The sequence below is a fragment of the Actinomadura sp. 3N407 genome, assembly GCF_052245875.1.
Taxonomy (GTDB): Bacteria; Actinomycetota; Actinomycetes; order Streptosporangiales; family Streptosporangiaceae; genus Spirillospora.
Genome location: NZ_JBQQBP010000003.1, coordinates 71,909 through 86,270, shown reverse-complemented (window position 1 = coordinate 86,270; position 14,362 = coordinate 71,909). Strand labels below are relative to the sequence as shown.

14 protein-coding genes are annotated in these 14,362 nt (G+C 71.7%); 8 read left to right on the top strand and 6 right to left on the bottom strand.

Going from position 1 to position 14,362, the window contains the following annotated elements; translation table 11 throughout:
• Positions 1–5: 5 nt before the first annotated feature.
• Positions 6–1,463, bottom strand: a complete 1,458-nt coding sequence (locus tag ACTWPP_RS08170; protein WP_443103503.1) for a flavin-containing monooxygenase — start codon at positions 1,461–1,463, stop codon at positions 6–8.
• Here ACTWPP_RS08170 and ACTWPP_RS08165 point away from each other — a divergent pair.
• Positions 1,441–1,734, top strand: a complete 294-nt coding sequence (locus ACTWPP_RS08165) for a hypothetical protein (RefSeq protein ID WP_443103502.1) — start codon at positions 1,441–1,443, stop codon at positions 1,732–1,734. The genes ACTWPP_RS08170 and ACTWPP_RS08165 overlap by 23 nt on opposite strands.
• Here the strand turns inward: ACTWPP_RS08165 and ACTWPP_RS08160 are convergent.
• Positions 1,684–2,349, bottom strand: coding sequence for a DNA-binding response regulator (locus ACTWPP_RS08160; RefSeq protein ID WP_443103501.1), 666 nt, complete (start codon positions 2,347–2,349; stop codon positions 1,684–1,686). The two genes, ACTWPP_RS08165 and ACTWPP_RS08160, sit on opposite strands and share 51 nt — an antisense overlap.
• 92 nt (positions 2,350–2,441) lie before the next feature.
• Between ACTWPP_RS08160 and ACTWPP_RS08155 the strand changes: the two genes are divergently transcribed.
• The gene (locus ACTWPP_RS08155) at positions 2,442–3,044 is read left to right on the top strand and encodes an aldo/keto reductase (RefSeq protein WP_443103500.1); all 603 of its coding nucleotides are present in this window, start codon (positions 2,442–2,444) and stop codon (positions 3,042–3,044) included.
• Positions 3,045–3,112: 68 nt separating this feature from the next.
• Positions 3,113–3,700: a PadR family transcriptional regulator gene (locus ACTWPP_RS08150; RefSeq protein ID WP_443103499.1), complete on the top strand. Its 588-nt coding sequence runs from the start codon at positions 3,113–3,115 to the stop codon at positions 3,698–3,700.
• On the opposite strand, the gene ACTWPP_RS08145 is transcribed toward ACTWPP_RS08150, so the two are convergent.
• Positions 3,701–4,687: a diacylglycerol/lipid kinase family protein gene (locus ACTWPP_RS08145; protein WP_443103498.1), complete on the bottom strand. Its 987-nt coding sequence runs from the start codon at positions 4,685–4,687 to the stop codon at positions 3,701–3,703.
• 154 nt (positions 4,688–4,841) lie between these two features.
• Between ACTWPP_RS08145 and ACTWPP_RS08140 the strand changes: the two genes are divergently transcribed.
• From ACTWPP_RS08140 to ACTWPP_RS08120, 5 genes are all read left to right on the top strand, one after another.
• Positions 4,842–5,861, top strand: coding sequence for an alpha/beta hydrolase (locus tag ACTWPP_RS08140; RefSeq protein ID WP_443103497.1), 1,020 nt, complete (start codon positions 4,842–4,844; stop codon positions 5,859–5,861).
• A gap of 20 nt (positions 5,862–5,881) precedes the next feature.
• A complete protein-coding gene (locus tag ACTWPP_RS08135; protein WP_443103496.1) occupies positions 5,882–6,769 on the top strand; it encodes an amidohydrolase family protein in 888 nt (295 codons plus the stop codon).
• Between the two features lie 151 nt (positions 6,770–6,920).
• Positions 6,921–8,063: a GH12 family glycosyl hydrolase domain-containing protein gene (locus ACTWPP_RS08130; protein WP_443103495.1), complete on the top strand. Its 1,143-nt coding sequence runs from the start codon at positions 6,921–6,923 to the stop codon at positions 8,061–8,063.
• Positions 8,064–8,087: 24 nt separating this feature from the next.
• Positions 8,088–9,620, top strand: coding sequence for a cellulase family glycosylhydrolase (locus ACTWPP_RS08125; RefSeq protein WP_443103494.1), 1,533 nt, complete (start codon positions 8,088–8,090; stop codon positions 9,618–9,620).
• Position 9,621: 1 nt separating this feature from the next.
• Positions 9,622–11,607: a glycoside hydrolase family 44 protein gene (locus ACTWPP_RS08120; protein WP_443103493.1), complete on the top strand. Its 1,986-nt coding sequence runs from the start codon at positions 9,622–9,624 to the stop codon at positions 11,605–11,607.
• Positions 11,608–11,760: 153 nt separating this feature from the next.
• Here ACTWPP_RS08120 and ACTWPP_RS08115 read toward each other — a convergent pair whose 3' ends face one another.
• From ACTWPP_RS08115 to ACTWPP_RS08105, 3 genes are read right to left on the bottom strand one after another with little or no spacing between them, the layout of a single operon-like run.
• A complete protein-coding gene (locus ACTWPP_RS08115; RefSeq protein ID WP_443103492.1) occupies positions 11,761–12,783 on the bottom strand; it encodes a cation diffusion facilitator family transporter in 1,023 nt (340 codons plus the stop codon).
• On the bottom strand, positions 12,780–13,217 hold the full coding sequence (locus ACTWPP_RS08110) for an ArsR/SmtB family transcription factor (protein WP_443103491.1): 438 nt from the start codon (positions 13,215–13,217) through the stop codon (positions 12,780–12,782). Before ACTWPP_RS08110 ends, ACTWPP_RS08115 begins: the two co-directional genes overlap by 4 nt.
• A gap of 25 nt (positions 13,218–13,242) precedes the next feature.
• A complete protein-coding gene (locus tag ACTWPP_RS08105) occupies positions 13,243–14,310 on the bottom strand; it encodes a DUF6777 domain-containing protein (RefSeq protein WP_443103490.1) in 1,068 nt (355 codons plus the stop codon).
• Positions 14,311–14,362 lie beyond the last annotated feature (52 nt).

Here is a 14,362-nt window from a genome sequence, read left to right as displayed (position 1 = left end):
ACGTGCTACCCGGTGACGGCCCGCCGCGCCCGGAAGTGCCGCGGGTCGGGACGGCGGGTCGCGCGGCGGTAGGCGAAGGTGAACCCGGGCCAGTTGTTGACGACCTTGCCGTCGGCGGTCATGTACCAGCTCTTGCATCCCGCCTGCCACACGGTGGAGCGCAGCCGCTCCTGCATCTCGCGGGTGAACGCGTCCTGCACGTCGGGCCGGACGTCGATCCAGCCGAGGCCGTGCCGGCGCAGCGTCTCCACGCAGCCGAGCACGTACCGGAACTGCGACTCCAGCATGTAGATGATCGAGTTGTGCCCGAGGTTGGTGTACGGCCCGTAGAGCAGGAACAGGTTCGGGAATCCGCTGACCGTGATGCCGAGATGGGCCTGCGCGCCGTCGCGCCACGCCTCGTTCAGCTCCCGCCCGTCACGCCCGGCGATCTTCATGGGGGACAGGAACTCGGTGGTCTGGAACCCGGTCGCGTACACGATGACGTCCACGCCGTACTCGCGTTCCGCGGTCCTGACGCCGGACGGCGTGATCTCCTCGATGGGATCGGTGACCAGGTCGACGTCCGGCCTGGCGAGCGTCGGATAGTAATCGCTGGAGATGAGGATCCGCTTGCAGCCCATCGGGTAGCCGGGGATGAGCGCCTCCCGCAGGACGGGGTCTTCGATGCCGTCCTTCAGCGTGTTCCGGAACCGGTTCTCCAGCATCGACATCAGCTTCGGGTACTTGATGAACCCCAGCGCCCGCGCCTCGTACAGCGCGTAGATGCGGGCGCGGCTCAGCCCGTACAGCCCCGGCACGTTCTTCAGGGCGGCCTTCTCCCAGTCCCGGTACAGCCGGTCCGGTTTGTCGATGACGTACGGCGCGGAGCGCTGGAACAGCCGCAGCTCCGCCGCGTCCTTCGCGATCTCCGGGACGATCTGGATCGCGCTCGCCCCCGTCCCGATGACCGCGATCCGCTTGCCGCGCAGGTCGGCGCGGTGATCCCAGCGGGCGGAGTGGAAGCTCGTCCCGGTGAACGACTCGCGGCCCTCGATCTGGGGCCGGACGGGGCGGTTGAGCTGCCCGCACGCCGACACCAGCACCCGCGACTCCAGTTCCCCGGCCGTCGTCGAGATCCGCCAGACGGCCCTGTCCTCGTCGAACCGCGCCTCGGTCACCTCGGTGCCGAACCGCACCTTTTCCAGGACGCGGTACTTGCGGGCGCAGTGCCACAGGTAGTCGAGGATCTCCGACTGCGGCGGGAAGCGCCGCGACCAGTCCGTCTTGGGCTCGAACGAGAACGAGTACAGGTGGGACGGAACGTCGCACGCCGCGCCCGGGTAGGTGTTGTCCCGCCAGGTGCCGCCGAGGCCCTCGGCCCTCTCCAGGATCACCAAGTCGTGGATCCCGGCCTCCCGGAGCCGGATCGCCATCCCGATCCCGCCGAACCCGCTTCCGATGATCACCACGCTGTGCGTCATGGCCGTCCCGAATCTCATTCTGCTGCGGTACCCACCGAGCGTAGGTGACCATGAGGTCACTGAACAGACGTCGGAATCGCGGTTTTTGGCCGGTATTCCGGCCGCGCGGCGCGGCATCACTCCCGCGCAGCTCGTGGAGCGCGGCGCGCCCGCGCACGGCCTCGTCCGCCCGGACGGCGCCGAAACCGGGCTGAACGGCCACCGCCGGCGGCTGAGGGCCCTAGCCGATCAGGCCGTACTCCTGGGCGCGCAGGCCCGCCTGGAAACGTGAGTCGGCGCCCAGCAGCGTGAGGATCTCCGCGACCCGGCGCCGGTAGGTGGGCAGCGGCATGCCGAGCCGCCGGGCCGCCGCCTCGTCCTTCAGCCCGCCGCCGAGGAGCCGCAGGATGCGCCGGCTCTCCTCCGTCAGCGCGGGCGGCCGGTCACGGCGGAAGTCGGCCAGGCCGGACGCCGTCTCCCAGGTCGCTCGGAACAGCGAGACGACACCCTTCACCACGCCCGGCGACCGCACGACCGTGTACTCGCGGACGCCCTGCTCCGGCGGGCCCGCGAGAATGGCGATCTTCCAGTCCACGATGATCGTCTCGTGCGGGAGCGGCGTCGGGTGGATCCGCACCCGCGCGCCCGCGTTCGCAAGCTCCACCAGCCGCCGCTCGGACTCCTCGTCGGCGAGCGCCTCCGGGCTGTACAGCTTGTGGGCCGTCTGCATCGGACCGGTCCTGCGCCGCTCCGCGACGATCCACTCCCGGAAGCCCGGCAGCGCCCACGTGTTCATGTCCTTCGCGGCGCAGGCGAAGTCCCCGCGCGCGAGGAACAGCCGCCCGGCGCGCTCGACCAGCTCCGCCTCACCGCGCAGCACGACATTCCGGTCCAGATCGACGCTCATCGCGTTCCAGTCTGCCACGCGCCGGAGACGCCGCCTGGCAGCAAGCTGCCAGCCGCTCGTCCCGGATGTCGCCGCGCAGCACTGTGGAGAACATGACACAACATTTCGATCTAGGCGGCGACCTTCGGATCAACCGGATGGGCTTCGGCGCGATGCGGCTGCCCGTGAGCACCCTCCACGGCCCGGCGAACGACCGCGACACCGGGCTGAAGATCCTGCACCGGGCCGTCGAGCTGGGCGCGGACCACATCGACACCGCCGCGTTCTACTACCACCAGGACGGCCCCGCGGCGAACGAGATGATCCGCGCGGCGCTCAGCCCGTACCCGTCCGACCTGGTCATCGCAACGAAGGTGGGCCCGTACCGGGGGCCGGGCGACTCGCACCCGACCGGGCAGCTTCAGGCGGCGCAGCTGCGCGCCGAAGTGGAGAGGAATCTGACCGAGCTGGGCCGCGACCATCTGGACCTCGTCTACCTGCGGCCGGGCGGTATCGAAGAGCCGGACGAGGAGCCGGTCGGGGAGCGGTTCGCCGTCCTGGCCGGGCTCCGCGGGGAAGGTCTCATCCGCCACCTCGGCGTGAGCCACGTGAGCCCGGCGATCCCCGGCACCGGCTCCCCTGCTCACCTGGAGGAGAACATGGCCGCCGCGGATCTGGCCCTCACCCCGCAGGACCTGGCCGAGCTGAGAACCTGACTCACCGCCCCCCGCCCCCCGCCGCCCGTGTGAGGCTCTAGCCTGAACGCAGACGATCAGGGGGTGAGATGTCGGCGACGCGGCTGCTGGTGCTCGGCGGCGTGCGGCGGTCCGGGCGGGCGCACGGGTACGAGGTCCGCCGCGAGCTGCTGTCGTGGGGCTCGGACGAATGGGCGCACGTCAATCCCGGCTCGATCTACCACGCGCTCAAGCAGCTCGCCAAGGAGGGACTGCTCCGCGCGCACGAGGTGGAGGAGAGCGACGCCGGCCCGCCGCACACCGACTACGAGATCACCGAGGCCGGCCGGGCCGAGTTCCTGCGGCTGCTGCGCGGCGCCCTCGCAACCGTGGACGTCCGGCATCCGGAGATGCTGACGGCCGGGCTCGTGTTCCTCGCCGAGCTGCCGCGCGCCGAGGCGATCGGGCTGCTGCGCGAGCGGCTGGACGGCCTGGCCGCCTGGCGCGAGTCCGTCGCCCCGCACCTGGCGGAGCGGGACCCGGCCGACCATCTGCGCGAGCTGCTCGGCTGGTGGACGCACTCCGCGGACGCCGCCACGCGGTGGACGCTCGGGCTGATCGAGCGGCTGGAGTCGGGTGCCTACGCCATGGCGGGCGAGCCGGCGGACGCGGACGCCCGCGCCCGCGGCGCCATGTGATCAGGTGTCGACGAACGTCTGCGGGACGATGACGCGCAGGGCGTTGCCGCGCAGCCGGATCGACACCGGGGTGCGGCCGCGGATCTCGCCGTCGACGTCCACCCGCAGCGGCGGATCGGTCTCGATCTCCACGTGGGCGGTGGTGAGGAACGCGTCCTCGTTCAGGCTGCGCCACTGGCCGGTGAGGACGTGCCGGGCCGTGGCGGACGCCAGCCGCAGCCGCCGCTCGTCGCCCAGCCGGTAGACGGCCAGCAGCCGGTCGTCGGGGCTGGCGTCGCGGGCGATGCGCTGCCCGCTCTGGTGCGCGCCGTTGGCGATGTTGAGCTGGTGCGTGGCCAGCTCGACGGTCTCGCCGTCGATGGTGACGCGGGCGGTGAAGGCCTGGTGCCCGCGCAGCAGCCGCGCCGCCGTCAGCGCGTAGGCGGGACGGCCCACGAACCGCTTGAGCGTGTGCGGGACCTTCTCGGCGACCTGGACCGACAGGCCGAGGCTCACCATGTTCGCGAAGATGTGCTCGCGGTCGCCGCCCGGCCCCTCGCCCTGCGGGTCGCCGGTGCTCTCGAACCAGCCGACGTCCACGTCCGCGACCTTCCCGCCGCCCGGCCGGCCGACGGCCAGCGTCCGGATCGCGCGGTTCAGGCCCTGCGGCAGCTCCAGGCTGCGGGCGAAGTTGTTGGTGGTGCCGAGCGGCAGCACGCCGAGCGCGATGTCGCGGTGCGCCAGATGCCCGACCGCCTCGGCGACCGTGCCGTCCCCGCCGCCGACGATGACGAGGTCGGGCTCCATGGCGAGGACGTCGGCGAACAGCTCGCGCAGCCGGGTCGGGTCGGTGACGGGGAACACGTGCACGAACTCCACGCCCGCCTCGCGCAGCATCCGGCGGGCCCTGCCGTAGAGCCGGCGGCCACGCCGGGAGCGGGAGTTGATCACCAGTGCGGCGCGTCCGCCGCCCGCGATCGCCGACTCCAGCTCGGTCTTGCTCCGCATCTCGGCGCTCCGCATCTCGACCGGTCGCCCCCTTCGTCCGCGTCACCCTACAAGGCACGTGGACCGGAACTCCCGGCCCGATATTTTATAAACCGATAACCCGCCGTTGAAACATGGCCCTGAGTGGGGACCCTTAAAAGTGACATACATCTGAATGAGCGGGGCGGATAACATGCGGCTGCGCGGCTTGGCGGGAGCGGGTTTCATCGTCGGAATCGCGGGCCTCACGGCGTCCATCGCCGCCGGCGGCGCCGCCCGCCCCGCCGCCCTGGCCGACGACGGCGCGACCGTCGTCGGCGAACGCCGTCCCCGCCGCAGGGTGCTCGACCTGGCGATCCGTTCCCCCGTCCTCGCGGACGTCGCCCACGCCCGCCTGCTGCTGCCCCGTGGCTGGTCACGCGACGCGTCCCGCACCTGGCCGGTGCTGTGGCTGCTGCACGGCGCCATGGCCGGGCACGACGGCCACACCGCCTGGAGCGACCACTCCGACATCGAGGAACTGACCGAGGACGCCGATGTGATCGTCGTCATGCCGGACGGCGGCCCGTGCGGCAATTACACCGACTGGTGGAATCGCGGGGGCGGCGGAGCGCCGAAGTGGGAGACGTTTCATCTGGCGGAACTGCGGCAGATCCTGGAGCGCGGGTACCGCGCCGGACCCGATCGCGCCGTCGCCGGCTACGCGATGGGCGGCCTCGGCGCGCTGGCGTATGCGGCCAGGCACCGCGGCCTGTTTCGGGCGGCGGCGTCGTTCAGCGGGCCCCTCCACACGCTGCACCGCGATCCGTGCGGGCTGGACGTCGCCGACCTCGTGGAGCTGGGCGTCGCGATCGGCGCGCCGTCGCTCGACTGGACGGACGTGTGGGGCGACCCGGAGGAGCAGCGGGTCGTGTGGCGGCACCACAACCCCTACGACCTGGCCGACCGGCTCGCCGGCGTGCGCGTGCACGTGAGCGCCGGCGACGGCGGCCCCGGCCCGTACGATCCGCGCCCCGGGACGCGCCCGGACGTGCTCGAGGCGCTCGCTCACACCGTGTCGCGGGAGTTCGCGGGGAAGCTGCGGAGGCTCGGGATCCCCGTCTCGACGCACTTCTACCGCGGCACCCATACCTGGCCGTACTGGCGCCGCGAGCTCCGCGCCGCCCTGCCCGCCCTCATGGCGGAGATCACATGACCTCCGGCTAGGGTCGGGACGTGACCGAACCTCGTTCTGATTCAGATGTCCCGGCGTTCTGGCGGGCGCTCGGCCTGCCCGGCATCTTCGACGTGCACGTTCATTTCATGCCGCAGCGGCTGATGAGCGCGGTCTGGGAGTACTTCGACGAGGCGGGTCCGCTGATCGGCACCGAGTGGCCCATCCGGTACCGGGATTCGGAGGAGGAGCGGCTGGCGTTCCTGCGCGGCCTCGGCGTCCGCGCGTTCACCTCGCTGGTGTACCCGCACCGTCACGGCATGGCCGAGTCGCTGAACGAGTGGGGCGCCGGGTTCGCGGCGCGCGTCCCCGAATGCGTCCAGACCGCGACGTTCTTCCCCGAGCCGGGCGTCGAGGACTATGTGGGCCGCGCGCTGGACGGCGGTGCCCGGCTCTTCAAGGTCCACCTCCAGGTCGGCGGGTTCGACCCCCGCGCCAAGGAACTGGACCCGGTGTGGGGGATGCTCGCCGAGGCGGGGGTGCCCGCCCTCGTCCACGCCGGGTCGGGCCCGGTCGCCAACGGCTACACGGGCCCGGGGCCGTTCGGCGAGGTCCTCGCCCGCCATCCGCGGCTGACCACGATCGTCGCGCACCTGGGCGCGCCGGAGTTCGACGGCTTCTTCGCCCTCGCCGGCCGCTACGAGCGCGTCCACCTGGACACGACGATGACCTTCACCAGCTTCGGCGAGCTGGGCGCCTTCCCCGCGGCGCTGATGCCCCTCCTGCGCGACCTCGGGCTGGACGGGCGCATCCTGCTCGGCACCGACTTCCCCAACATCCCCTACGAGTACGCGCACCAGCTGGAGGCGCTGGCCGCGCTCGACCTCGGCGACGACTGGCTCCGCGCCGTCTGCTGGCACGGCCCCGCCGCGTTTTTCGGCCTGTCGTGACCGAAAAGGCCGCCGTTTCATGAGTTTTCATGCCGGACGGCTGGTCATCGGTCATTCCGCGGCGGGACGCGATCGGCGTTCTTGACAGTTCCGGCGGCGGCCGAGATTTTGGGAGCGCTCCCACTGCGCGTTCACCGAATGAGGTCCCCGCATGAAAGCGCGTCTGAAAGGCCGAGCCGCTCCAAAAGGCCGAGCCGCACTGAAAGGCCGTGTCGCCCTCGCCGCGGCCCTGCTGGCGGTCCCCCTGACCCTCGTCTCCCTCGTCGCGCCCGCCGACGCCGCGACGCAACTGTGCGGAGCCACCGACACGGTCTCCGTCAACGGCGGCGAGTACATCGCCCAGAACAACATCTGGGGCGCGGAGACCCCGCAGTGCATCACGGTGGACGGCACGTCCTTCACGGTCGACTCGGCCGCACACGAGAACTCCACCAGCGGTGCCCCGGCCGCGTACCCGTCCCTCTTCAAGGGCTGCCACTGGGGTCAGTGCACCACCGACAGCGGCCTGCCGGTCCAGGTCGACGGCGACATGCCCTCCGTCACGAGCGACTGGAGCACGACCGTCACCGGGTCGGGCGCGTACAACGTGGCCTACGACCTCTGGTACAACACCACGCCCACGACGTCCGAGGCCCCGGACGGCGCGGAGATGATGATCTGGCTGGACTACCAGGGCCCCGTCCAGCCCGCCGGGACCCGCATCGCGAGCGGCGTGCAGATCTCCGGCGCCACCTGGGACGTCTGGACCACCCAGATGGACTGGCGCTACATCGCCTACGTGCGCACCGGCGGCACCACATCGGTCGACGACATCGACCTGCGGGCCTTCACCAGAGACGCCGTGTCGCGCGGTTCCGTCGAAGAGGACTGGTACCTCATCGACGTCGAGGCCGGATTCGAGATCTGGCAGGGCGGGACCGGCCTGACGACGAACTCGTTCTCCGTCGAGGTCGGCGGCACCACCACCCCGCCGACGGACCCGCCCACGGACGGGCGGGCGTGCTCGGCGTCCCTGCGCACCGACAACTCCTGGAACGGCGGATTCACCGCCACCGTGACCGTCACCAACACCGGGGACGAGCCGCTGTCCGGCTGGTCCGCCGACTGGACGTTCGGCGGCGGCCAGCAGATCGTGAACGGCTGGAACGCCACCGTCACCCAGAGCGGTGCCGACGTCCACGCCGAGAACGCGAACTACAACGGCGCCGTCCCCGAAGACGGCTCGACGAGCTTCGGATTCCAGGGCAGCGGCCCGGCCCCCGGCACACCCGCCGTCACCTGCACGGCCGGCTGACGGCCGGGCGGAGGAGAGCGATCCATGATCCTGCCTCAGAGACCGCACCGCCTCGTCCCGCTCATCCTGGCCGCGCTGCTGGCGCTGGTGTTCGTCCCCGCCGTGCCGGGGGCGGCCCGCGCCGCCGCCGGCACCGGGTACTGGCACACCGACGGCCGGCAGCTGCTCGACGCGAACGGGCGGCCGGTGCGCATGACGGGCATCAACTGGTTCGGCGCCGAGACGTCCAACCACACGCCGCACGGGCTCTGGACCCGCAACTACAAGGACATGCTCGACCAGATCGAGGGCCTCGGGTACAACACGCTGCGGCTCCCGTACTCCAACGAGCTCTTCGACTCCGGGAGCACACCGAACGGCATCGACTACTACAAGAACCCCGGGCTCAGCGGGCTGGACGGCCTGCAGATCCTCGACGAGATCATCGAGTACGCGGGCGGGCTCGGGCTCAAGGTCGTCCTCGACCGGCACCGGCCCGGCGCGGCCGCCCAGTCAGCGCTCTGGTACACCGACGCCTACCCGGAGTCGCGCTGGATCTCCGACTGGACGATGCTGGCCGAGCACTACGCGGGCAACACCACGGTCATCGGGGCGGACCTGCACAACGAGCCGCGCGAACCGGCCTGCTGGGGCTGCGGCGACCGGGCGCGGGACTGGCGGCTCGCCGCCGAACGGGCCGGCAACGCCATCCTCGGAGCCAACCCCGACTGGCTGATCATCGTCGAGGGCGTCGACAGCTACGAGAACGACCCGTACTGGTGGGGCGGCAACCTGCAGGGCGCGGCGGAGCACCCGGTACGGCTGGACGTCCCGGACCGGCTCGTCTACTCCGCGCACGACTACGCCACGTCCGTGCACCGGCAGCCGTGGTTCGAGGATCCGAGCTTCCCGTCCAACCTCGCCGGGATCTGGGACAGGAACTGGGGCTACCTCCACAAGAGCGATGTGGCACCCGTCCTGCTCGGCGAGTTCGGGACGACGCTCGCCGACCCGCGCGACCAGACCTGGCTGCGCACGCTGATGGCCTACCTCGGCGAGGGCACCGGCGGGATCTCCTTCACCTTCTGGTCGTGGAATCCCAACTCCGGTGACACGGGCGGCATCCTCAACGGCGACTGGACGACCGTCGACACCGGCAAGCAGTCCTACCTCGACCCGTACCTGCTCGGCGCCGGCGACCCGGGCGGCGATCCGGGCGGCGATCCGGGCGGCGATCCGGGCGGCGATCCCGGCACGCCGGAGATCTCCTGCGAGGTCGGCTACGCGGTGCAGAGCAGCTGGGACGGCGGCTTCAACGCCCAGGTCACCATCACCAACAGCGGTCCGGCGGCCGTGAACGGCTGGACGCTGGCGTTCGCGTTCCCCGGCGACCAGCGGATCAGCCAGGGCTGGAGCGCGACGTGGTCGCAGGACGGCGACGACGTGGCCGCCACCGGCCTGGACTGGAACTCCGCGATCGCACCCGGCGCCTCCGTCACGGTCGGCTTCAGCGCCACCGGCGCGGCGGCCGCCGCGCCCGGCGCGTTCGACCTCAACGACCAGCCGTGCGAGGTGTGACATGACCCGACGAGCATGGCTCGCCGCCGCCCTGTCCGCGGCGCTGCTGCCGCTGGGGGCGTTGCCGGCGCAGGCCGCGGACGGGCCCGCGCTGACCGTCGACCCCGCCGCCGGGCGCCACGCCATCAGCCCCTACATCTACGGCATGAACTTCGCCGACGAGGAACTCGCCGCGGACCTGGGGCTCCCCGTCCGGCGGTGGGGCGGCAACGCCACCACGCGCTACAACTACCTCTACGACACGACGAACCGGGGCTCGGACTGGTACTTCGAGAACGTGCCGGGCCCCGCACCCGATCCCGAGCGGCTCCCCGACGGTTCCGAGACCGACCAGTTCACCGAGCAGGACCGGCGCACCGGCACCGGCACGATCCTGACCGTCCCGCTGATCGGCTGGACGCCCAAGGCCCGCGACTACGCCTGCGGTTTCAGCATCGAGAAGTACGGGCCGCAGGAGGCCGCCGACACCGAGTGGCGCCCCGACTGCGGCAACGGAGTCAAGCCGGACGGCACGAACGTCATCGGCAACGACCCGCACGACACCAGCGTCCCGGCCGGGCCCGAGTACGTCACCGACTGGCTGGCCCACCTGACCGGCAAGTACGGGAAGGCGGCCGACGGCGGCGTCCGCTTCTACAACCTCGACAACGAACCCGATCTCTGGCACCACACGCACCGCGACGTCCACCCGGAGGGCGCCGGCTACGACGAGATGCGCGCGCAGACGTACGCGATCGCCTCCGCCGTCAAGGCCGCCGACCCCGGCGCGAAGACGCTCGGGCCGGTCGGCTGGGGCTACCAGTCGCTGACGCTGTCCGGGCTGGACAAGCAGACCTGCGACCGGGAGGGCGGCGACTGCTGGTCCGACCCGCCGGACCGCGCCGCGCACGGCGGTGTGCCGTTCGCGGCCTGGTACCTCAAGGAAATGAACGCGTACGAGGAAGAGCACGGCGTCCGGATCCTCGACTACTTCGACGAGCACCTGTATCCGCAGCAGACCGGGGTGGCGCTCAGTGAACCCGGCGACGCCGAGACCCAGGAGCTCCGGCTGCGCTCGACCCGCCAGCTCTGGGACCCGACCTACGTGGACGAAAGCTGGATCAACGAGCCGATCCAGTACATCCCGCGCATGCAGGAGCTGGTGGACGAGAACTATCCGGGCACGAAACTGGCGATCACCGAGTACAACTGGGGTGCCCTCGGCCACATCAACGGCGCGCTGGCACAGGCGGACGTCCTCGGCATCTTCGGGCGCGAGGGCCTGGACCTGGCCACGCTGTGGAGCCCGCCGAGCGCGGCCGATCCCGGCGCCTTCGCCTTCCGCATGTACCTGGACTACGACGGCGCCGGCTCCGCCTTCGGCGACACGTCCGTCCAGGCGGCGAGCGCCGACCAGGGCGAACTGGCGGTGTACGCGGCCGAGCGCGCCTCCGACGAGGCGCTCACCCTGATGGTCGTCAACAAGTCGCTCACCGACGACCTCACCAGCACGGTGTCGATCGCCGGGCGGTCGGGGTCCGCTCCCGCCGAGGTCTACCGCTACAGCGCGGACGACCTGTCGGCGATCGAGCGTGACGACGACGTCGCCGTCGGTTCGGACGGATTCACCGAGACGTTCCCGGCCTCCTCGGTCACGCTGGTCGAGATCCCGGCGGACGACGGCCCGGCCGCCTCGGCGTGCGAGGTGGACTATTCCATCCAGAGCGAGTGGGGCTCGGGCTTCACCGCGCAGGTCACCGTCACGAACACGGGCACCTCGCCCTTCCCCGGGTGGGCGCTGCAGTTCGCGTTCCCCGCCGGCCAGCGGGTCACCCACGGCTGGAACGCCTCGTGGACGCAGGACGGTGAGAACGTCACGGCCCGGAACCTGGACTGGAACGGCGCGATCCAGCCGGGAGGCTCGGTGACGATCGGCTTCAACGGGTCGAGCGCGGACGCGAACCCGCCCCCGTCCGCCTTCAGGGTCAACGGCGCCGCCTGCACCTGACGCCGTTCGACGACCCGCGGCGGGCCGCCGTCCCCGTGGCCCTCACGACGACGGCCCGCCGCGGCCCGCCGACCTGCGGCGTGCCGCCCTCATCGCCGTGCTCGAAGGGCGGCGCCCCGCACCTGAACGTCGTACGGATCTGGTCGTACGTGTCTAGTGGTCGCAGGGCGTGGGGCCGGCGTGTTCGTGGGGTCTCGCCGCGTCGCCGACGTGGCGGGGGCCGTGCGGGTCGTCGCAGTGGCCGTCCCCGGCGCCGGTGGGGTCGTCCACATGGTCGACCTCCAAGGTCGTGTGGGTGATCCCGTACGAGGCGCGCAGCAGCTCCTGCAGGTCGCGGCGGACGGCGTGGCAGTCGCCCCCGGTGTCGACGAGCACGTGCGCCGACAGCGCCGGGTAGCCGGAGCTGACCTCCCACACGTGCAGGTCGTGGACCTCCTCCACGCAGGGGCGCCCGGCGAGCCGGGTACCGAGTTCGGACGGGTCGATGCCCGCCGGCGCGGCCTCCATGAGCACCCTGCCCGCGTCCCGCAGCAGCCCGTACCCGGCCTTGAGCATCAGCGCGGCCACCACCAGCGAGGCGATCGCGTCGGCGCGGACGAAGCCGGTCGTCCACACGACCAGGCCCGCGATGGCGGTGGAGATGAACGCGAACAGGTCGTTGAGGATGTGCTGGAACGCGCCCTCGACGTTCAGGCTGCGCCGGTCGGCCCTGCTGATCAGCATGGTCGCCGCGATGTTGACCGCGATGCCGGCCAGGGCCGTCCAGAACACGAACTGGCCTTCGACGGCGTGCGGCTCGATCAGCCGCCGGACGCCCTCGTAGACGAAGTAGACGGTGAGCAATATCAGGGTCAGCCCGTTGAGCTGCGCCGACAGGATCTCGGCGCGGCGCAGCCCGTAGGTGAAGCCGCCCTTCGGCGGACGTGCCGCGATGCGCATCGCGACCAGGGCCAGCGCGATCGCGAACGCGTCGGTCATCATGTGCGCCGCGTCGGTGATCAGCGCCAGCGACCCGGCGATGAAGCCGATGACCACCTCGCCGGCCATGAAGACGAGGATCAGCGCCAGCGCGGCGCCCAGCAGCCGCCGGTCGGCGCCCGCCGACACGCCGTGCCCGTGCCCGTGGTCACGCCCGTTCCGGTGCCGGCCCGGCCCGTTCCCCCGGTCCCCGATCATGTGCCTTCCTCCCCGTGGCCGATGTGGGTGAGGGCGAGATCGAGCAGCATCCGGACGTGCGAGTCGTCCAGCCGGTAGTAGGCCATCCGGCCGTCCCTGCGGACGCGGACGACGCGGTTGGCGCGCAGCAGGCGCAGCGCGTGCGAGACCGCCGACTCCGAGTGCCCGCAGGACGCGGCGATGTCGCACACGCACATCTCTCCCCCTTCGAGCAGCGCGGTGATCACCCGTAGCCGCCCGGGATCGGACAGCAGCCCGAACACCTGCGCCAGCTCGGCGATCGTCTCGGCGCCCGGCAGGGCGGCGGTGACGATGGCGACCTTCTCAGGGTCGACCACCCGGACGGCGCACGCCTCGGCGGGCGCTGGGGCGGGCACTGGGGCGGGCGCCGTGCCGGGCACCGCGCCGGGTGTGACATCTGAAGTACTGCTCATATGAGCAAATATACCGCAGAGGATCTCAGGAGATCGACGGGGCCGGCTCCTCGGACGGCGGCAGCGAGACCGCGCCGACCGGCTCGTCGCCGGGCCGCCCCGTCCCCCCGGTGCGCTCGCCCGAAGGATCCCCGCCGTTGCCCGTACCCGGGTCGTTCGAGGTCAAGCCCGGTGAGGCGGGGGAGTCGTCCCCGGCGCCGGGCGACGGCGTGCCGGTGCCCGTCGGGTCGGTGCCGGGCGTCTCGGTGCCCGGCGACCCCGTCCAGGGGGACTCCAGACCGGAATCGTACGGCGACGGCGAGTCGCTGGTCGGGACCTCGGTCTCCGTCGGCGGCAACTCGGTCGGCGGCCCGTCGGCCTCCCCCTCGGTGGCGCGGGGCCGCTCGAACCCCATCGTGCCCTCCGGATCGACGAGGACGAACGTGACGATCGTGCCCTTCCTGGATTCCCTCGGGCGGATCTCGGTCACATTCCGCTCCTCGAATCCCGGCCAGGATCGGCCAGTGTAGGACGCGTCGTCCGGGGAGATCTTTTTCTCCGGCTGGGTCAGGGGATTCCCGCAATTGCACTTCACCGTGGGCACCCCGTACCCATTGACCATAACGCCCATTCCGGCTTGGAGGACGGCGGGCCCGCTCGTCGCCCGCCCGTCGCGGTAGCCGTGGTTGGTGACCAGCGTGTCGGTGCGCAGCAGCACCGGCGTCAGCCGCGACACGTACCGCGGGATGTCGCTCACCGGGATGCCCAGCACGCCCGCCCAGGCCTTCGCCTTCTCGGGATTCGCCTGCAGGAACGCGACCAGCTTCTGCGGGTCGCACGTCGCCTCCCGCCGCGTCCCGCCGTACAGGCCGGGGGAGTCGCCCGTCGTGGTCCCGCCCGCCCGCGGCCGCTCCTTGACATCGGTCTTGTCGGTGCCGGACGCCAGCGTGTACGGATCCGGGCCCGGCGTTCCCACCGTCAGCCGGGTGATGGTCGCCCCCGCGTCCCCGCACCCGGAAAGCGTTGCCGCCGCCAGCGCCAGGGCCGCGACCGACCCCGCCAGCGGCCCGGCCGTCCCCCTGCGCCGGGCAATTATCGAATGGATCTCAGTCATGTTCCGTCTCTCCCGATCCGGGCTCCCCGTACCTATACTCTTTGATGCCGGG